Source organism: Alloyangia pacifica, assembly GCF_900116195.1.
Lineage (GTDB): Bacteria > Pseudomonadota > Alphaproteobacteria > Rhodobacterales > Rhodobacteraceae > Salipiger > Salipiger pacificus.
In genome coordinates this window covers 337,531-355,859 of sequence record NZ_FOZW01000004.1, presented here as the reverse complement: position 1 = coordinate 355,859, position 18,329 = coordinate 337,531, and the positions used below count along the sequence as shown (strand labels likewise).

Below are 18,329 nucleotides of genomic sequence, written 5' to 3'. Positions count from 1 at the left end.
TGCAGATATGCAGCATGGGGTGTTCAAGGTTTTCACGTGTTTAACGCAGACTCCCGCCGCCCGGATCCGGATTTCGCCGATCTCACGCAGATGCGAAGGATATGTCACTCACCGCGCAAAGTCTGCAGCAGATGCCCCATGTCCTCGGGAAGCTCGGCCTCGAAGCGCAGGTGCTCGCCACTCACCGGGTGCTCGAAGCCGAGCAGCGCCGCATGCAGTGCCTGCCTGTCGAAGCGGTCGACCTCGGCCACCACCTGCGGGGCCAGCGCCTTGGCCGCGATCTTGCGGCGCCCGCCGTAGACCGGATCGCCGATCAGACCGTGCCCGGCGTGTGCCATGTGCACGCGGATCTGGTGCGTGCGCCCGGTTTCAAGCCGGCATTCCACCAGCGCCAGTGCCGGCGGCGTTCCGAAGGTCTCGAGCACCCGCGCGCGGGTGGTGGCATGACGCCCCTGCCCGTCGAAGTAGACCGCCTGCTTCTGCCGGTCGGTCTTGTGCCGTGCGAGTCCCGACTGGATGCGGATCACCTCGCCCGGCTCGACCGAGACGCCCTTCACCCCGCGCAGCCGCGGATCGGCGGTCGTCGGCACGCCATGCACCAGTGCAAGATAGGCGCGCTCGGCGGTGTGCTTTGCGAACTGCTCGGCAAGGCCGTGGTGCGCGCGGTCGGATTTGGCCACCACCAGCAGCCCCGAGGTGTCCTTGTCGATACGGTGCACGATGCCCGGCCGCTTCATGCCGCCGACGCCCGAGAGCGCATCGCCGAAATGGAACAGCAGCGCATTGACCAAGGTGCCGGTCGGCGTGCCGGGTGCGGGGTGGACCACCATGCCCGCGGGCTTGTTGACCACCACGAGGTCCTCGTCCTCCCAGACGATGTCGAGCGGAATGTCCTCGGGGCCGATGTGGCTCTCTTCGGCCTCCGGCACCGAGATCTCCAGCACGTCGCCCTCTTCGACCTTGGCCTTAGGGTCGGACAGCACCTCACCCGCACGCGTCACCGCGCCCTCGGCGATCAGCTTCGCGAGGCGGGTGCGCGAGAGCGCGGCTTCCTCTGGCACATCGCGCGCCAGCGCCTTATCAAGACGCGGCGGCGGGGCTTCCCCGATGACGACGCGCAAAGGCTGCTCCATGTCCAATACTCCTGAAGATCCCGAAATCCTGCCCGAACCGGCCAACCTGCGCTTCCTTCGGCGGCTGGTCACGGTACTTACGGCGGTGATGATCGCAGGGCTTGTAGCCATTGTGTCACTGATTGTCATCCGCTTCACGGCAGCCACGAAAACCCCCGCACCGCTGCCTGCCGAGATCACCCTGCCCTCGGGCGCGACCGCGTCGGCCTTCACCCAAGGCGGCGACTGGTACGCGGTGGTCACCACCGACGACCGAATCCTGATCTTCGACCGGCAGACGCAGGAGCTGCGCCAGACCATCGCCATCGCCCCCGCCGAGTGACCCCGGGGGCCCCGGCTCTTCGTCTAGACAGAGATATCCCGGGGAGTCCGCGCGCAGGCGCGGACGGGGCAGCGCGTCAAACCATCGCGGCAACGGTCAAAGGCGCGGCTCAAGTAGCCCCGAGGCGATCTGTTCTGGTAGGGGGGAGATGGTACCGCCTTCCCGGTTCGAACGGGAGACCTCTTGATCCACAATCAAGCGCTCTAACCTACTGAGCTAAGGCGGCACGCTCGGGGGGAATAACGCCAGCCATTTTCGATTGCAAGCCCCAATCCTGAGTTAAATTGCACGCTCCCAGTGTTGCTCGACGAGGCGCACCCCGAAGCTGGTGACAGGTACCGAGGACACAAGGGAAAACCCGTTCCTGGCGTAGAGCGCGCAGGCGGCACGGTGGCTCTCATGGGTCCAGAGGGTCATTCGGCTGTACCCCACGTCGCGGGCGAATCCCATGCAGGTATCCAGAAGGCGCTGCCCCAGCCCCCGGCCCCGCGCCTCGGGCAGCAGCAGGAAGAGCCGCAGCTTGGCCACCGCTTCCCCGTCCGCCTCGCCAGCATCGACGCAAAAGATGCTGCCCAAACGCACCGGGCCGTCGCAAGCGATCCAACCGCGCTCACGCGCCGGATCGTGGTTCGCCTCGAAGTCCTTCAGGATGGACTCGACGAGCGCCCCGAAGGTCGCATCGAAACCTTCATCGCGGGCGTAAAGCTCGGCGTGCTGGCGCACCAACCACACCCGGTCACCGGGTCCGTAGGGCCTCAGTTCGATGGTCTTTCCCGCTGCCTGCAACATGGACATCCCGCCCCCCTCGCTTGCAATATGCGCGTGTCGGGTCTAAGCCCGCGCAATTCCAGTTTCATGGGGACGATCATGGGGATCAACACCGAACGCGACATCGAAGCCAACCTGCAGATCGGCCCGACCGACCAGGGCATGGTGCGTCTCTACATCTACGCCGGCGATCTCGAGATCCCGATGGATTTCGATCCCGAGGAAGCCGAGGAAATCGCAGAGGAGCTGCGCGCCGCCGCGGCCACCGCGCGCAAGGTCAAGCGCTGAGCCGGCTGCGCTTCTGAAAGGTCCAGACCTCACCCCCAGGCGTCGAGCCGCGCCTCGGGGTCCCGCAGCGCATGCAGCCGCCGCGCCGCATGGGTTGCAAAGCGCCTGATCAACGCGTTTCGCCGCGCGCCGCTGAGCTTTTCCTCCGGTGCCATGCGCAGAATTTCGGCGTCATAGGCATCGGCGATGATCAACCCTGTCCCCTCGGGCAGCAGCTCTGTCGGGAACGCCTCGTCCACCGCCCAGAAGTAGCGGTCGCACCAGTCCAGATAACCCTGCCACTTGCCGTCGGACATGTAATCGGCACGGCTGCTCTTGCATTCCACCACCCAAATCTCGCCCTTCGGCCCCAATGCCATGACGTCGACCCGGCGGCCACGCTCGGGCACGAATTCCTCGACCGGGGCAAAGCCGAGACTTGCCAGGTGGCGACACACGCCCCGCGCCAGAAGCTGGCCGGGCATCATCGGAGTTTCGGTGGTCAGGTTCATACCTCCACTATGAACAATAGGTGAACAAACGCAAGCCGCAGGCCGCTCACTCTTTTTTGCGCCGCCTTAGCGCCTATTTGCTCTCAAATGGTTGCAGGAGGCCCGGCCCATGACAGACGCCCCGACGGACGGCATGCACGACGAGACCGACGACACCCGCTCCACCCAGTCCAGAAGCCGCGGCCTGCGCCACGCGCGCGAGCTCGAGCGGCACCTCGGCTGGCTCGACAGCTTCTCTGGCACGGCGCTCGGCGTGCTCTCGGTCGCCTCGGGTATCTACACTTATCTCGGGGTTTCGTCGCTGCTCGAAGAGGGCGGCGCCTTCACCGTTTTTGCCGCCATCGCCTACTCGGTGGCGGTCTCCGTGGGCATCTTCGTCTTCTGGTCCTACCTGATGCGGCTCTACCCGGCGATGCGCTCGACCCGCTCGCGCATGGGGCTGCTGGGGGCCATGGGGCTCGGGTCGCTGGCGATCATCGCCATGTCGTCCTGGCTGAACGCGGCGGCGCTGGCCGGTTCGGCGGCGGTCGAGCAGCATCTTGCGGAAACCGTGCAGGACTATCAGGGCGCGCTGGAACGCACCCATGAAATCGCCCTCACCGGCCAGTCTCTGGAGCGTGACGTCGCCCGGGTGCGCCAGAGCTTCGAGGATCTCTCGGAGCAGGAGGCACAGGGCTCGCTCTCCGGCCTCGCCGGGCGCGGTGCCGTCTTCCGCGTATTGCGCCAGAAGGCCGCCGAGCTTTCCTCCCTTGAAGCCCAGATCGCCGAGCAGACGCCGCTGGTCGACAGCGCTTTCGCGCAGGGCAACGCGATCCTGTCGCGGATGCGCGCGCTGACCGTCGAACCCGGCCCCGTCGAGCCGCGTTCGGTGGAATTCTCCGAAGCTGCGGTCGAACTTCAGGGTCTCATCGCCCAGTTGCGCCAACTTTCCGTCGCGCCGCTGGTCGAGCGCGCCGCGCAAGATCTGGCCGCCTCGGTGGTGCTGCCGGAACTCGACGGCCAGAACGACGCCGACCGCGGCAGCCAGGCGGCGACCATCACCTCGGTGCTGGAAGTGCTCGGCCAGCGCGCGACGACGCTGGAGCGCGCGGCGCAGAACGTGCTGACGTTGCAACCCGCCGCCGAAGTCACCTACACGCCGGTGTCAGCCGCCGACGCGGTGATCATGTACGCGCGCAATTTCGTGCCCTCCTGGGCCGGCGCCATCGCCATCGACCTGTTGCCCGCGGTGCTGGTGCTGATCCTTGCGGTCACCCATGGCGCCATCCGCCACGGCCGTGAGGGTGCCGAGATCGAGGACACGCTGACTCTCGCCGAGCTGCGCGCAGCGATGCACGCCATGCGCGACATCGACACCGCGATGCACCCCCCGGCTCCGCCCGCTCCGGCCCGGCAAGAGATAGGTCCCGACACCACCCCGCAGACAGCGCCCGAGGACTCCCCCGAGATCTCGCGCTTCACCGGGCGCACGACATGAGGCACCTCACCGTCGCCCGCGCCCTGACCGGCGCGCTGGTGCTGCAGATCGCGCTCGGCGCCTTCCTCGTGCTCGGCGACCTGACCAGCAGCGATTTCACCCTGCCCCGCTTCGGCCCATCGGCGCCGCGGCTGACACAGCCGGTGCAGCCCGGAGACCAGCGCCGCACCTTTGCGCCCGGCCGCGACCTGCCGCCGCGCTCGCCGCTGCGCGACCCGGGCAAGCTGCCCGAGCGCCTCGCGCTCACCCGCAGTGAGGGCTCGGCCTGGCGGCTCGAAGGCGGCATCTCCGAGGGAGACGCCGAGCGCATCATTTCCGCGCTGGATGACGCGCAGGCCGGCAGCAACCCTATCGAAACCCTGGTCCTGCAGAGCCCCGGCGGCTCGGTGCCCGATGCGCTCGCCATCGGGCGGCACGTGCGCCAGATGGGCCTCGGCACGCGGATGCTCGAAGGCGAATTCTGCTACTCCGCCTGCCCCTACCTGCTGGCCTCTGGCACAACGCGAGAGATCCCCGAGGGGGCCTCGGTCGGCGTACACCAGCACTACTTCGGAGAAAGCACGATCCTGCCCGCCTTCGTCGCGGTCGAGCAGATCCAGCGCGGACAGGGCGAGGTGATGGAATACCTCGAGGAGATGGGCATCGACCCCATGGTGCTGCGCCCGGCGCTCGCCACGCCCGCCGATCAAATCTACATCCTGCTGCCCGAGGAACTGGCCCGTTACAATTTCGTGACAGAGGAAAGCTGAGCGCGCACAGCTTGCCCCTTGTCGAAGGGCTCCAGTGCCACTATCTCCGGCTCAGGCGGGTTCTGACCTTTGCGTGCATGGTTGCATTCCGGTGGCCTTAAGCAATTCCGAGGGAGTTGGCTCTGTCCGGGCCCTGGTCCGGTTACCTGACGCCCACCTGTATATACAGGTCCTCGGGAATGAGATAACCCCACGGAAGGACCGGTTCCCGCCACTTCCCCCCGACATGATCGACAGGCACGCCCGGCGCGACCCCGCGCCTTCCGGTGATGTCCGTCCCTGAGCCCTGTCCCTGAACCCTGGACATGAAGAAAACCCGAACATGAAAAAAGCGCCCCGCGAGGAGGCGCTTCGATTCGTTTCCAGAAGGGCCGGCCTCAGAGAAGGCGGCGTTTCTTCTGCTCGACGGGAATGCGGATCGGCATCGGCTCGAGCGCCATACGCTTGCCCCCCGACGGCCGGTCGAGATCGCCGGACATGCGCATCACGGTCATCGCGAATTGCGCGCCGGCAAACACCAGACCATTGAAAAGCCAAAGGAGAAACACCGCCAGCATCCCTACGTCGGTATGGCTCACCAGGTGCTGCAGGTTGCCGACGTTCTGCCACAGCAGCAGCGCCACGAAACCTGCCGACAGGCCGAAGCCGATCGCGCATTGGGAGATGTAGAGGCGGACGAGTTTCGGCATATGACTCTCTCCTTCATCAGGTTGACGAAGCGTAGCGGACCCACGTCAAAGCACAAGCCCCGCGGAGAATTCCGCCCCGTCACATTCCAATGTAGGGATACTTTTGCGAAACGCAAGAAAAGCTGCCGCGACGAAAGCGCCCCGCCGCCCCGCCTCGCCTGCCGCCGACGACTGGCAACGCAAAAGGCCGGCACCCCCGGGCACCGGCCTTCTTCTCTTTCCAAATACGCCGGGGGAGTCCGCGTCAGCGGACGGGGGCAGCGCCCCCTCCCTTGCCCGGGATCAGAACGCTTCGGGCTTGGCTTCGCGCGCCATGTGGTCAAGCACGGCATTGACGAACTGCACCTCACGGCCGTCGTTGAAGAAGGCACGCGCCACGTCGATGAACTCGGTGATCACCACCTTCGGCGGCGTGTCGAGCGCCACCATTTCGGCGCCGGCGGCGCGGAACAGCGCACGCAGGATCGGGTCGATACGGTCGATCGGCCATTTCGCAACCAGCGCGCGGTCGGTCATCTGGTCGATCTTGCCCTGCCAGTTGACCGCCTCGCCGACGATCTTGCCGAAGAGATCGACGTCCCCGTCCACCAGCTCCACACCCTCTTCGACCTCCGCGCCGAAGCGGTAGTCGAGGAATTCGCGCATCGTCTTCTCCGCCGTCGTGCCGGAAAGCTCCATCTGGTAGAGCGCCTGCACGGCATAGAGCCGGGATGCGGATTTCATACGGCGTTTCTGATTGCCGGAGGGGGGGACCGGGGTCGTCATGCGCTATGCTTTCCTTTGGAAGCGCCCGCGATCTGGTATTCATCCTGGGCGGGCACGAATCCCACCCCCTTGCGGGCGCCGCCCCACCTACGGGCCAGCGCGACAAGATGCAAGGCTGCAGCCGCGGCACCGCCGCCCTTGTTCTGGCCCTTCGATTCGGCGCGCACGCGCGCCTGCTCGTAGTTCTCGACGGTGAGAATGCCGTTGCCGATGCAGAGCCCCTGCAAGCCGAGCAGCGTCAACCCGCGCGAGCTGTCGTTGCAGACGGTCTCGTAATGGGTGGTCTCGCCGCGGATCACGCAGCCGAGTGCCACGTAGCCGTCGAAGTTGGACATGCGCTCGGCGATGCCGATGGCGGTCGGCACTTCCAGCGCGCCGGGCACCTCGACGATCTCGTGGAAGCCGCCGGCCGCCTCGATTTCGGCAATGGCGCCGGCGATCAGCTCGTCGGCGATATCCTTGTAGTAGGGCGCGACGACGATGAGGATCTTCGCGGGCTTGTCGAACTCGGCGCGCGGCAGGGTGTAATGGGTTTCGCTCGAGGCCATGATCACTCTCCGATCTTGCGGGTGCCCACGATCTCGAGCCCGTAGGCCTCGAGCCCGACAACGCGCGGGGTGGGCGAATTGGTCAGCAGCACCATCTTCGACAGGCCGAGCGACGACAGAATCTGCGCACCGAGCCCGTATTGACGCAGGGTGCGCGGCGAAACGTCGTCATGCAACTCCAGCTTCATCGAGGTGTCGCGCAGCAGCACGACCACGCCGCGCCCCTCTTCGGCGACGGCCTGCATCGAATCGCGGAACTCGTCCGAGCGGCCACCATGGCCAGTGCCGATGATGTCGAGCATGGGGTCGAGCGCGTGCATCCGCACCAGCACCGGCTCCTCGCCGGAGATGTCGCCCTTGGTCAGAACGATGTGCTCGTCGCCATGCGACTGGTCGGTGTAGATGCGCATGTGCCAGTCGCCGCCGAACTCCGAGCGGATCACTTCCTCGGAGCGCACGCGCACGAGGTTGTCGTGGCGGCGGCGGTAGGCGATGAGGTCCGAGATCGTGCCGATCTTCAGCCCGTGCTTCTGGGCGAAGGCCACCAGCTCGGGCAGGCGCGACATGGTGCCGTCCTCGTTCATGATCTCGCAGATCACCCCGGCAGGGTTCAGGCCCGCGAGACGCGAGACATCCACCGCCGCTTCGGTGTGGCCGGCGCGGACCAGCACGCCGCCATCCTTGGCGCGCAGCGGGAAGACGTGCCCCGGGGTGGCGATGTCGGCGGCCCCCTTCGAGGCGTCGATGGCCACGGCCACGGTCTTGGCCCGGTCAGCGGCGGAGATGCCGGTGGTCACCCCTTCGCGCGCCTCGATCGAGATGGTGAAGGCCGTCTCGTGGCGCGAGGAATTGTTGACCGACATCAGGTGCAGGCCCAACTCGTCGATGCGTTTCGAGGTCATCGAGAGGCAGATCAGCCCGCGGCCATGGGTGGCCATGAAGTTGATCGCGTCGGGGGTCGCCCATTGCGCCGGGATCACGAGGTCACCCTCGTTCTCGCGGTCCTCGTGGTCGACGAGGATGAACATCCGCCCGTTGCGGGCGTCCTCGATGATCTCCTCGACCGAGGAAATCGCGTCTTTCCAGTTTTCTTCAACCGGTCCGGGGTTTTCGTAATCCGCCATGTCGCCTCGCATTTCGTCCCCCGCCAAATAAGACAGGAGGGCAAGAAAGACTAGGCCGGTTTTTGTGCGGGACTGTGCGGCGCGCTGTGCATGCCGGGACGCGCGGGCGGGCGGGTCGGCTCAGTCGAAAATGTCCTCGAGCAGGTCGAAGAATCCCTTCGCTGCCCTGCGCGCCGGCGCCTTGCGTTTCTTCATCTGTTTTTTCAGGGCCTTGCGTGCCACCTTCTCGACCTTGCGCTGCACCTTTGAGGATTGGGACGAGCCCCCTGCCCCGGACCGCGCCGGGCCCGGACCGGTGGCCCCGCGCCCGGTCTCGGACTTCAGGTTCTTCAGCTGGCGCAGCGGCGCCCCGCAAGAGGCGCAGCTGAGTTCGTGGCGCTGCGTGCCGTCGAGCACGAGGGCGGCGCGGCTGCCTCAGTAGCAACAGGTGGCAATCGTCTGGACCATTTCCCGGATATGGGCGCAGCCAGAGCCGCGCGCAAGTTCGGGCCGGACCTCAGGGCCGAGCGGCGTAGAGCGCCACCGCCGCCGCGTTGGACACGTTGAGCGAGCCGAAGCCGCGCGCGAAGTCGATCTTCACCAGCTGGTCCACCGTCTCCTTGGTGCGCTGCCGCAGCCCCGGCCCCTCGGCGCCCAGCACCAGCGCCACGGCGCGGTCGCGCCTGCCCTCCATCGCCGCGTCGATGCTGACCTCGGCTTCGCCGTCGAGCCCGAGCACGATGTAGCCCATGCCCTGCAGCGCGATGATCGTATCCGCGAGGTTGCGCTCGCGCAGGTAGGGCTGACGTTCCAGCGCACCGGAGGCGGTTTTTGCCAAGGCACCGGTCTCGGGCGCCGAATGGTGCAGCGTGCCAATTACTGCCTGCGCGCCGAAGACCTCGGCCGAGCGCAGGATTGCCCCGACGTTATGCGGGTCGGTCACCCGGTCCAGAAGCACCAGACGGGGCGGAGTTTCCCCATCCCCCAGTGCCACGTCCTCGAGTCGGCCCCAGTTCAGCGGCTTCACCTCCAGCGCCGCGCCCTGGTGCACGGACTGCGGATCGAGCGGCGCGCCGAACTTGCGCGGGTCGTGGATCTCTGGCTCGATTCCGCCAGCCTCCAGCGCGTCCTCGAGCTTGGATTTCGCGTTCAAAGTCAGGATCAAGCGCAGTTTCTCGCGCTTGGGGTTCATCAGTGCATCGCGCACCGCATGCAGGCCGAACAGCCAGACGGTCTCGGCCGCCTTGGCCTTCTTCGCCTGTTCCTTCTCGACCACCCATTTCGGTTTCTTGACCATGGCACGCGTCCTTTTTCCTGAGCTTCGGTCTCTGCATCGCCCGGTGACGCGCTGCAAGATATTTTCCTGTTGACGACCCTTTTGAGTGCTTGTAGTCAGCGCCCCACGACGCCGGTCATACGGCGGAGGACGCCAGAGACTGGCGGAAAGTGGGCGACAGGCCGCAAGGTGTGGCAGGGGACTGTAACTCCCTCGCGGAGACGCACGCCTGGTTCGATTCCAGGGTCGCCCACCACTTTCCCTCCTCGGAAATATCTCCTTATATATCAAGCTCCGGCAGCTTCGTGCTATCACTCGGTCCAGAGTGTTGCGGCGCTTGGCCCTTCGGCCTAAGTGCCTTTTCCATATCACGATCCTGCCCCGAGGACCCAGCCCCACCAATGTTTCGCTATCGCCTGCTCCTGTCCCTCTTCGCGGCCATCGTGCTGGGCCGCGCCGCGCTGAAGCGCGACTGGGACGGCCTGCGGGCGCGCCTCGGCCACGGCAAGGCGAATCCTGGCGCGCATGTCTGGCTGCACGCGGCCTCGAACGGCGAGCTGGCCTCGGCCAGACCGGTGATCGAGGCGCTGCGCGCCGCACGCCCCGGGATGAAACTGCTGGTCACCTGCAACTCCGAGTCGGGCGTGGCGCTCGCGGAAAGCTGGGGACTTTGCGCGCGACTCGCGCCGCTCGACCTCGCGCGGGCGTCGAAACGCATGCACCGACGCTGGAACGTGCGCAGCCACATCACCATGGAATCGGAACTCTGGCCGAACCGGCTGTTGAGCTGCCCCGGCCCGGTTCTGGTGCTGGGCGGGCGTCTTACCGAGGGCACCGCCAAGGGCTGGCGCCTCTTCGGTGGGCTGCAGGCGCGCGTGCTGCACCGGATCGCCTTTCTGTCCGCGCAGGACCCCGACTCGCGCGACCGCTTCATCGAGGCTGGCCTGCCGAAATCGGCGCGCGGCCCTGTGGTCGACCTAAAGGCTCTCTACACCGCCCCCGAACAGCACGACGCGCAGCTCGAGGAGGAGTTCACCCGCGAAAGCACCTGGCTCGCCGCCTCCACCCATGAAGGCGAGGACGAGACGGTCCTCGAAGCGCACGCCGCTGCACGCCAACAAGAGCCCGGGCTGCGGCTGATTCTCGCACCGCGCCACCCGCGCCGGGCTGAGCAGATCGCCCGACTCGCCGCCGCCAGGGGCCTGAGCTGCGCCCGCCGCAGCCTCGGCGAGACACCGAGCGGCGCTGACGTTTACCTCGCGGACACGCTGGGCGAGATGGCGCTGTTCTACCGGCTCGCGGGCCGGGTCTTCATCGCCGGCACGCTGACCGACCGCGGCGGCCACACGCCCTACGAGCCCGCCGCTTTCGATGCCGCGCTGATCCACGGCCCCGACACCCGCAACTTCCGCGCCCCCTTCGCCCTGCTCGACGGCGCGGGCGCGGCGGTGCGGATCGAGGACGCGACCGGGCTCACGGCGGCGCTGCTCGGGCTGCGCGGCGACGCGGCGCAGCGCCGTGCCGGAGCCGCCGCCCGGACTTTGCTCGAACCTGAAGCATCCGCAGCGCAGCTTGTCGAAAATTTGCTACAACATATGGACGAGCAGTAAGATCAGGCGCAACATCGGTGCAAAACCGGGCAGGACAACAGGATGGGCGCTTCACTGGACACCGTATCTCGCGCTCCCGGCATCAGGCAGATGCCGAAGCGGACTCATGTGCAATATGCCGCGCTCTGCTATCGCATCCGTGACGGCAAGCTGCAGCTCCTCCTGATCACCAGCCGCGGCCGCAAACGCTGGACCTTGCCCAAGGGCTGGCCCATGCCCGGCCGCAGCCCGGCCAAGACCGCCGCGCGCGAGGCCTGGGAAGAAGCCGGCGTGAAGGGGATGGTCAGCGAACTCTGCGTTGGCGGCTACACCTATCACAAGCGCAGCTCCAACCGGCCGCATCTGGCGCTGGTCTATGCACTCGAGGTCATGGAATGTGACAAACGGTTCCCCGAGCGCGGCGAGCGGAAGCGGCGCTGGGTCAGCCCCAAGCGCGCCGCCGAACTGGTCGACCATCCCGAGCTGTCCAAATTGTTGCGCGGCTTCCGCGCCTTTTCCCGCAAGCACTGACAGCCGCTTGAACCCGCGCGGAATTTGACTAGGTAAAAGAGATCATCTCGGAACAGCCGCATGATCCAATACTCTCTCAAATGCGCGGAAGATCACCGCTTCGACAGCTGGTTCCAATCGGCCAGCGCCTTCGACAAGCTGCACGCGGCAGGCATGGTCGCCTGTGCACTTTGCGGCTCGCCGAAGGTTGAAAAGGTGCTCATGGCACCGCGGGTGAACAGCGGCGCGGCCCGCCCGGACGCCGCGCCCAAGCCCGAAAAGCCCAGCCTCAGCGAACCCGCCTCCGAGGCGGAAAAGGCATTGCGCGCCCTGCGCGAGCACGTCGAGAAGACCTCCGATTACGTGGGGCGGGACTTTGCCCGCGAGGCGCGCGCCATGCACAGCGGCGACACCCCGCACCGCCCGATCTGGGGCGAGACGCGGGGCGACGAGGCCAAGGCGCTGATCGAGGACGGCGTGCCCGTCGCGCCCCTGCCCTTCCTGCCCACCCGGAAATCGAACTAGGACACCCCATGCGACTGCTCATCACCGGCGCCAACCGCGGCATCGGCGCCGCGCTGGCCAAAACCCTCGAGGCCCGTGGCAACGAGGTGCTCGGCACCGCGCGCAACACTCCCGGCCTGCTGCCGCTTGACGTCGCCGACCCGGCCTCGCCCAAGGCGCTGGCCGATGAGCTCGGCGGCACCGCGCTCGACGCGCTGATCTGCAATGCCGGCGCCTATTTCGACAAGCCCGAGCCCCTCGACACCGGCTACCCGCCCGAGATGTGGGACGAGATGTTCCGCGTCAACGTCACCGGCGTCTTCCTGACGGTGCAGGCGATGCTGCCGCTGCTCGAACGGGCTGCCACGCCGAAGATCATGATCATCAGCTCGCAGATGGGCTCCAATGCGCTGGCCAAGGGCAACGCACTGATCTACCGCGCCTCGAAGGCCGCCGCGCTCAATCTCGGCAGCAACCTCGCCGCAGCGCTGAAGCCGCGCGGCATCTCGGTCGGCATCTACCACCCCGGCTGGGTCGCCACCGAGATGGGTGGCACCGGCGCCGACCTGACCCCCGAGCAATCCGCCGCCGGGCTCGCCGACCGGCTGGAGGCGCTGAGCCTCGAGACCACCGGCTGCTTCGAGACCTGGGATGGTCGCAGCCACCCCTATTGACCTGCCGCGGCGGCCCGAGGAGTTTCCCGCCGCCTTTGCCCGCGCCTGGGCCACGCGCGACGGCGCGGCCATCGCCGCGCTCTTTGCCGAGGATGCCGAATTCGTCAACGTGACCGGGCTGTGGTGGACCGGGCGTGCCGCCATCGCCCGCCCGCATGACTACGCCCTGAAGAGCTTTTTCGCCGACACCGCGCTGCGCCCCGGCCGCACCGCGACGCGTATGCTCGGCACGGATCACGCCGTCGTCCGCTGCCGCTTTCACATGACCGGCCAGCGCGCCCCCGACGGCACCGAGGCCGGACCGCGCCAGACCATCCTGATCTTCGTGCTCGAGCGCACCCCCGGCGGGTGGCAGGCAGCATCGGCGCAGAACACCGAGGTGGTGTCCGGGCAGGAGACCTTTGTCGCGCAGGACGGGATCGCCCCCGTCGACTACCGCCAGCGCTGATCCGGCCTCTCGACCCGCCCGGGGCAGAACCGTGACGCGCGGGCGCTTTCATCTTTCCGAAAATACTCAAAACCGGCTGCCCCACGCAGGGATCACTCGCCCTGCCGGCGCTAGGCTCTTGCGCAGCCCCGCCCCCCCGCGTAAAGGACCGCTGATTCAAAGGACCATGCCGGGGAGGCGCCATGCCCGTTCTCGTGATGAAATTCGGCGGCACCTCCGTCGCCACGCTTGACCGGATCCGTCGGGCCGCCAAACGCGTCGGCGTCGAAGTGGCCAAGGGCTACGACGTGATCGTCATCGTCTCGGCCATGTCGGGCGAGACCAACAAGCTCGTCGGCTATGTCGAAGAGACCTCGCCGCTGTTCGATGCGCGCGAGTATGACGCCGTCGTCTCCTCGGGCGAGAACGTGACCGCCGGCCTGATGGCGCTGACGCTTCAGGAAATGGACGTTCCCGCGCGCAGCTGGCAGGGCTGGCAGGTGCCGCTGCAGACCACCTCGGCGCACAGCGCGGCGCGGATCCTCGACATTCCGACCGACAACATCACCCGCAAGTTCGAAGAGGGCATGAAGGTGGCCGTGGTCGCCGGCTTCCAGGGCATCAGCCCCGAGGGCCGCATCACCACGCTGGGCCGGGGCGGCTCGGACACCACCGCCGTCGCCTTCGCCGCCGCCTTCGGTGCCGAGCGCTGCGACATCTACACCGACGTCGACGGCGTCTACACCACCGACCCGCGCGTCTGCGAAAAGGCCCGCAAGCTCGACCGCATCTCCTTCGAGGAAATGCTCGAGCTGGCTTCGCTCGGAGCCAAGGTGCTGCAGACCCGCTCGGTCGAACTTGCCATGCGTTACAACGTGAAGCTGCGGGTCCTCTCCAGCTTCGAGGAACAGTCGGACGACGCCGGGACGCTCGTTTGCGACGAGGAGGATATCATGGAATCGAAAGTTGTGGCCGGTGTGGCCTTTTCGCGCGACGAGGCCAAGATGACCCTCGTCACCATCGCCGACCGTCCGGGCATCGCAGCTGCGATCTTCGGCACGCTGGCCGATGCCGGCGTGAACGTCGACATGATCGTGCAGAACGTCTCCGAGACCAACTACAAGGGTCACGAGGGCGGCGTCACCGACATGACCTTCTCCTGCCCGGTCAACCAGGTGAAGCGCGCCGAGAAGGCACTGGCAGACGCGCAGGCCGCCGGCACGCTGACCTTCGACAAGCTCGAATCGGAAACCGAGGTCGCCAAGGTTTCGGTTGTCGGCATCGGCATGCGCTCGGCCGCCGGCGTCGCCGCGAAGATGTTCAAGATCCTCTCGGACGAGAACATCAACATCCAGGTGATCACCACTTCCGAGATCAAGATCTCCGTGCTCATCGAGCGCAAGTACATGGAGCTTGCAGTGCAGGCCCTGCACGACGCTTTCGAACTGGAAAAGGCAGACTGAGGCATCCGACCGGCGCCGCGCGGCACCGGCCCTGCAACTCAGACACGACAGGCGGCGCTCCCCCCGGAGCGCCGCTTTTCTTTGTCCGGCCTTTTGCCAGGCTTATTCCCCTGCCTTATCGACCCGTGATACCCGGCACATTCTCCCGGTAGCGGAAACACGCGGCAATCGCGCGACCCGGCACGCGGGAATCCGGCCAAGCCCGTTGATGCCGTTTCCTTTCTCGGAGCAAACCGCATATAGCTGATCCCAAGAGCGGAACGAATTAAGTCGAGCACATTATGCCGGACGGCACCGAAAGCGAAAGCCGCAAGCTGCTGGGGCGGCTGCGGGACACCATGGCCGAGGATGCCGCCGGACAGGCGCGCCTCGACAAGATCACGCATCTGACCGCCGACTCCATGGGCTCCGAAGTGTGCTCGATCTACCTCTTCCGCGACGAGGACACGCTCGAGCTCTGCGCCACCGAGGGCCTCAAGAAAGAGGCCGTCCACCAGACCCGCATGCGCATGGGCGAGGGCCTCGTGGGCCGGGTCGCGCGCAGCGGCAAGGTGGTGAACACCGCCGACGCCCCCTCGGCCAAGGGCTTCCGCTACATGCCCGAGACCGGCGAGGAGATTTACTCCAGCTTCCTCGGCGTGCCGATCCAGCGACTCGGCGAGACGCTTGGCGTTCTCGTCGTACAGACCAAGCAGAAGCGCGAGTTCACCTCCGACGAGGTCTACGCACTGGAAGTGGTGGCGATGGTGCTGGCCGAGATGACCGAGCTCGGCGCCTTCGTCGGCGACACCGCCGCGCTTTCGGCGCGGCACACCCAGCCCACCATGCTGCGCGGCGGCACCGGGCAGGAGGGCACCACCGAGGGCCACGTCTGGCTGCATGAGCCGCGGGTGATGGTCACCAACCTCGTGGCCGACGACCCCGAGCGCGAGCTGCAGCGGCTCGACGCCGCCATCGAGCAACTGCGCGTCAGCGTCGACGAGATGCTCGCTGGCGCGGTCGAGGATGCCGAGCAGCTCGAGGTGCTCGAGGCCTACCGCATGTTCGCCAACTCCAAGGGCTGGCGGCGTCGCATGGAAGAGGACATCTCGCGCGGGCTTTCCGCCGAGGCCGCGGTGGAAAAAGAACAATCCGCCGCCCGTGCCCGGATGAGCCAGGTCGCCGACAACTACCTGCGCGAGCGGCTGCACGATCTCGATGATCTGTCGAACCGGTTGCTTCGCATCCTTACGGGTCAGGGCAAGGACACCGGTGCCTCGATGCCCGCCGACCCGATCCTCGTGGCGCGCAATATCGGCCCCGGAGAGCTGCTGGAATACGGCCGTCAGCTGCGCGGCATCGTGCTCGAGGAAGGCTCTGTCGGCAGTCATGCCGCCGTGGTCGCCCGCGCGCTGGCGATCCCGCTGGTGATCAATGCCACACGCATCACCACCGAGGCACTGAACGGCGATCACATCATGGTCGACGGCGATCAGGGCCTCGTGCACCTGCGCCCCGACGACACGGTGGTCACCGCCTTCCGCGACAAGATCGCCATGCAGGCCGAGGCGCAGGAGCGCTATGCCTCGATCCGGCAGAAGCCCGCGATTTCGCAATGCGGCAAGCGCATCAGCCTCTACATGAACGCCGGGCTGCTGGCCGACCTGCCTTCGCTTGAGAACTCCGGCGCCGAAGGCGTGGGCCTGTTCCGCACCGAGCTGCAATTCCTCGTGCGCAACAAGATGCCCTCGCGGACCGAGCTCGTTGCCGTCTACAAGCGGGTGATCGAGGCCGCCGAGGCAGCGGGCGACAAGCCGGTGATCTTCCGCACGCTCGACATCGGCTCGGACAAGGTGCTGCCCTACATGAAGCCCACCGACGAGCCCAACCCGGCGCTCGGCTGGCGGGCGATCCGGGTGGGCCTCGACCGGCCCGGGGTCATGCGGATGCAGCTGCAGGCGCTGCTGCGCGCCTCCGAGGGGCGTCCGCTGACGCTGATGTTCCCCTTCGTCGCGCAATGGGAGGAATTCCGCGCCGCACGCGCCGAGGTCGACAAGGCCATGGCCATCGAGCGCAAGCTCGGTCACGTGGTCCCCGAAAAGATCTCCGTCGGCACCATGCTCGAGACGCCGAGCCTCGCCTATGCCTCGAACAAGTTCTTCGAGGAGGTCGAGTTCGTCTCGATCGGCGGCAACGATCTCAAGCAGTTCTTCTTCGCTGCCGACCGCGAGAATGAGCGGGTGCGCAGGCGCTACGATACGCTTAACGTCAGCTTCCTGACCTTCCTCGAGCAGATCGTGCAGCGCTGCTCGGCCACCGGCACGCCGCTCAGCTTCTGCGGCGAGGATGCGGGGCGGCCGATCGAGGCAATCTGCCTCGCCGCCATCGGCCTGCACCGGCTGTCCATGCGCCCGGCGTCCATCGGGCCGGTGAAGAGCCTGATCATGCGCACGGACCTTGATGCGCTCTATGACGTGATCTGCGACGCGCGCGAACGTGGCGAGCAATCGGTGCGCGGCGCGGTCATGGACTTTATGCGCTGGCAGGGCTGAGCCTAACCGTTGACTCAGCCCTCCGGCGCGGCCCCGCGAGCCCGGCAAAAGTCGCGAGCGCCCCTGTTACACAGGCCCGCCCGGCGCATCGGTCCCCCGCACCCCGGGCGATAGAGTGAGTTTGCGCGCATCACCGGCCGTTCTGGCGCGGGACGCGACCCGCACGTTCTGCGCGGGCGCTGCGGCGCGGGTTTCACCGCGCCCTGCGCACTTGATAGGCGATTAACCTTGCGAACCCGTTAAGCCCGGAGCGCCAGCTTCTCGCGCAGCGCCTCGACCAGCTCCGCGCGCGACCGGCCGCTCTGCTGCTCCAGCCGCAGAAGGCCGAAATGCACGTGCGCCATCTGCTGGTAGTAGCTGGTGTAGGCATAGTTGGTCGCCGCCCCCGCCGCCGCCCCCAGGATGGGCACGGTCTGCGCCGCCAGCTTCTGCCCCAGCGCCGTGGCGAGGCGCGGCGCCACCTTGCCGATCAGCCCATGCACCGTGGCCCCTGTCAGCGTCACCCGCGTTGCGAGAAACCCCAGATCTGCCCCGTCGTCCGCCTCCAGCGGCCCGGCCGAGGCGAAGACGCTGAGGCATTCGCGCTTGATCTCGGGCATCTCGGGATCGAAGCCGTATTCCGCCGCGATCCCCTGAATGGCGCGCAGCAGGACTGTCACGGTGACCGGAAGCTCGGCCATGGCGGTCGGAAGCCCCCCTGCCCCGCCCGCCGCGCCCATGGCGGTGGCGAGCGCGGTGTTCAGCCAGCCCTTCTGGTCCGGCACCGCGCGGCGCGAGCCCGAGGCCGCCTTCAACGCCAGTTCCAGCGCCTTGGCCGTGCTGCCCTCGAGCCGGTCCTTCACCTTGTCCGGCAGGCGCTCGAGCAGGTTCTCGGCCTGCCCCCCGATGATGTTGAGCACCTGCAGCCCGACGCCTCCCGCGGCGCGGTGCCGGCGGGCCAGTGCGGCGATCTCCGCGTCGATGCTGACGGGAACGAGCTGGGTTCCGGTGACGGGTGCGGTCATGGGCGGCCTCCTTCGGGT

At 67.1% G+C, this 18,329-nt stretch carries 21 protein-coding genes and 2 tRNA genes; 12 read left to right on the top strand and 11 right to left on the bottom strand.

Annotated elements, in window-relative coordinates; genetic code table 11:
* Positions 1 to 104 precede the first annotated feature (104 nt).
* The gene (locus BM397_RS11205) at positions 105 to 1,133 is read right to left on the bottom strand and encodes an RluA family pseudouridine synthase (protein WP_092423918.1); all 1,029 of its coding nucleotides are present in this window, start codon (positions 1,131 to 1,133) and stop codon (positions 105 to 107) included.
* Here BM397_RS11205 and BM397_RS11200 point away from each other — a divergent pair.
* Positions 1,132 to 1,455, top strand: a complete 324-nt coding sequence (locus tag BM397_RS11200) for a DUF6476 family protein (protein ID WP_092423916.1) — start codon at positions 1,132 to 1,134, stop codon at positions 1,453 to 1,455. The two genes, BM397_RS11205 and BM397_RS11200, sit on opposite strands and share 2 nt — an antisense overlap.
* A 149-nt stretch (positions 1,456 to 1,604) precedes the next feature.
* On the opposite strand, the gene BM397_RS11195 is transcribed toward BM397_RS11200, so the two are convergent.
* Positions 1,605 to 1,681 (bottom strand) — tRNA-His (locus BM397_RS11195).
* A 53-nt stretch (positions 1,682 to 1,734) separates the two neighbouring features.
* On the bottom strand, positions 1,735 to 2,250 hold the full coding sequence (locus BM397_RS11190) for a GNAT family N-acetyltransferase (RefSeq protein WP_425425929.1): 516 nt from the start codon (positions 2,248 to 2,250) through the stop codon (positions 1,735 to 1,737).
* 72 nt (positions 2,251 to 2,322) lie between these two features.
* Between BM397_RS11190 and BM397_RS11185 the strand changes: the two genes are divergently transcribed.
* Positions 2,323 to 2,511, top strand: a complete 189-nt coding sequence (locus BM397_RS11185) for a DUF6324 family protein (RefSeq protein ID WP_092424081.1) — start codon at positions 2,323 to 2,325, stop codon at positions 2,509 to 2,511.
* Between the two features lie 29 nt (positions 2,512 to 2,540).
* On the opposite strand, the gene BM397_RS11180 is transcribed toward BM397_RS11185, so the two are convergent.
* Positions 2,541 to 3,002, bottom strand: a complete 462-nt coding sequence (locus BM397_RS11180; RefSeq protein WP_092423914.1) for an MmcB family DNA repair protein — start codon at positions 3,000 to 3,002, stop codon at positions 2,541 to 2,543.
* A gap of 133 nt (positions 3,003 to 3,135) precedes the next feature.
* Here BM397_RS11180 and BM397_RS11175 point away from each other — a divergent pair, with 133 nt between their 5' ends.
* Together BM397_RS11175 and BM397_RS11170 are read left to right on the top strand one after the other, a co-directional pair.
* Positions 3,136 to 4,479: an AAA family ATPase gene (locus tag BM397_RS11175; protein ID WP_245696053.1), complete on the top strand. Its 1,344-nt coding sequence runs from the start codon at positions 3,136 to 3,138 to the stop codon at positions 4,477 to 4,479.
* Positions 4,476 to 5,228: a COG3904 family protein gene (locus BM397_RS11170; protein ID WP_092423912.1), complete on the top strand. Its 753-nt coding sequence runs from the start codon at positions 4,476 to 4,478 to the stop codon at positions 5,226 to 5,228. Before BM397_RS11175 ends, BM397_RS11170 begins: the two co-directional genes overlap by 4 nt.
* Positions 5,229 to 5,605: 377 nt before the next feature.
* Here the strand turns inward: BM397_RS11170 and BM397_RS11165 are convergent, their stop codons facing one another.
* From BM397_RS11165 to rlmB, 6 genes are all read right to left on the bottom strand, one after another.
* Positions 5,606 to 5,917 carry a hypothetical protein gene (locus BM397_RS11165; protein ID WP_092423910.1) on the bottom strand — a complete coding sequence of 104 codons (312 nt, stop codon included), beginning with the start codon at positions 5,915 to 5,917 and terminating at the stop codon, positions 5,606 to 5,608.
* 282 nt (positions 5,918 to 6,199) lie between these two features.
* Complete coding sequence (gene nusB, locus BM397_RS11160; protein ID WP_092423908.1) at positions 6,200 to 6,682, bottom strand: transcription antitermination factor NusB; 483 nt, start codon at positions 6,680 to 6,682, stop codon at positions 6,200 to 6,202.
* Positions 6,679 to 7,230, bottom strand: coding sequence for a 6,7-dimethyl-8-ribityllumazine synthase (locus BM397_RS11155; protein WP_092423906.1), 552 nt, complete (start codon positions 7,228 to 7,230; stop codon positions 6,679 to 6,681). The genes nusB and BM397_RS11155 overlap by 4 nt, the downstream gene beginning before the upstream one ends.
* A gap of 2 nt (positions 7,231 to 7,232) precedes the next feature.
* Positions 7,233 to 8,354 carry a 3,4-dihydroxy-2-butanone-4-phosphate synthase gene (ribB, locus tag BM397_RS11150; protein ID WP_092423904.1) on the bottom strand — a complete coding sequence of 374 codons (1,122 nt, stop codon included), beginning with the start codon at positions 8,352 to 8,354 and terminating at the stop codon, positions 7,233 to 7,235.
* A gap of 120 nt (positions 8,355 to 8,474) precedes the next feature.
* Complete coding sequence (locus BM397_RS11145; protein ID WP_245696047.1) at positions 8,475 to 8,750, bottom strand: hypothetical protein; 276 nt, start codon at positions 8,748 to 8,750, stop codon at positions 8,475 to 8,477.
* Positions 8,751 to 8,850: 100 nt separating this feature from the next.
* The gene (gene rlmB, locus BM397_RS11140; RefSeq protein WP_092423902.1) at positions 8,851 to 9,630 is read right to left on the bottom strand and encodes a 23S rRNA (guanosine(2251)-2'-O)-methyltransferase RlmB; all 780 of its coding nucleotides are present in this window, start codon (positions 9,628 to 9,630) and stop codon (positions 8,851 to 8,853) included.
* Between the two features lie 151 nt (positions 9,631 to 9,781).
* Here rlmB and BM397_RS29300 point away from each other — a divergent pair.
* The 8 genes from BM397_RS29300 (at position 9,782) to ptsP (ending at position 17,307) form a co-directional block, all read left to right on the top strand.
* Positions 9,782 to 9,865 (top strand) — tRNA-Tyr (locus BM397_RS29300).
* Positions 9,866 to 10,010: 145 nt separating this feature from the next.
* A complete protein-coding gene (locus BM397_RS11135) occupies positions 10,011 to 11,219 on the top strand; it encodes a 3-deoxy-D-manno-octulosonic acid transferase (protein ID WP_092423900.1) in 1,209 nt (402 codons plus the stop codon).
* A 90-nt stretch (positions 11,220 to 11,309) separates the two neighbouring features.
* A complete protein-coding gene (locus tag BM397_RS11130; protein ID WP_092423898.1) occupies positions 11,310 to 11,729 on the top strand; it encodes an NUDIX hydrolase in 420 nt (139 codons plus the stop codon).
* A gap of 60 nt (positions 11,730 to 11,789) precedes the next feature.
* Entirely contained in the window at positions 11,790 to 12,233 is a 444-nt protein-coding gene (locus BM397_RS11125; protein WP_092423896.1) for a DUF1178 family protein, read from the top strand.
* A gap of 8 nt (positions 12,234 to 12,241) precedes the next feature.
* Positions 12,242 to 12,886: an SDR family oxidoreductase gene (locus BM397_RS11120; RefSeq protein ID WP_092423894.1), complete on the top strand. Its 645-nt coding sequence runs from the start codon at positions 12,242 to 12,244 to the stop codon at positions 12,884 to 12,886.
* Entirely contained in the window at positions 12,864 to 13,334 is a 471-nt protein-coding gene (locus tag BM397_RS11115; RefSeq protein ID WP_092423892.1) for an SgcJ/EcaC family oxidoreductase, read from the top strand. Before BM397_RS11120 ends, BM397_RS11115 begins: the two co-directional genes overlap by 23 nt.
* A gap of 182 nt (positions 13,335 to 13,516) precedes the next feature.
* Positions 13,517 to 14,776, top strand: a complete 1,260-nt coding sequence (locus BM397_RS11110; protein ID WP_092423890.1) for an aspartate kinase — start codon at positions 13,517 to 13,519, stop codon at positions 14,774 to 14,776.
* Positions 14,777 to 15,057: 281 nt separating this feature from the next.
* Positions 15,058 to 17,307 (top strand): phosphoenolpyruvate--protein phosphotransferase, encoded by a 2,250-nt coding sequence (gene ptsP / locus BM397_RS11105; protein WP_092423888.1) that lies wholly within the window; start codon positions 15,058 to 15,060, stop codon positions 17,305 to 17,307.
* Positions 17,308 to 17,546: 239 nt separating this feature from the next.
* Here the strand turns inward: ptsP and BM397_RS11100 are convergent, their stop codons facing one another.
* Complete coding sequence (locus BM397_RS11100; RefSeq protein ID WP_092423886.1) at positions 17,547 to 18,311, bottom strand: EcsC family protein; 765 nt, start codon at positions 18,309 to 18,311, stop codon at positions 17,547 to 17,549.
* Between the last annotated feature and the right edge of the window lie 18 nt (positions 18,312 to 18,329).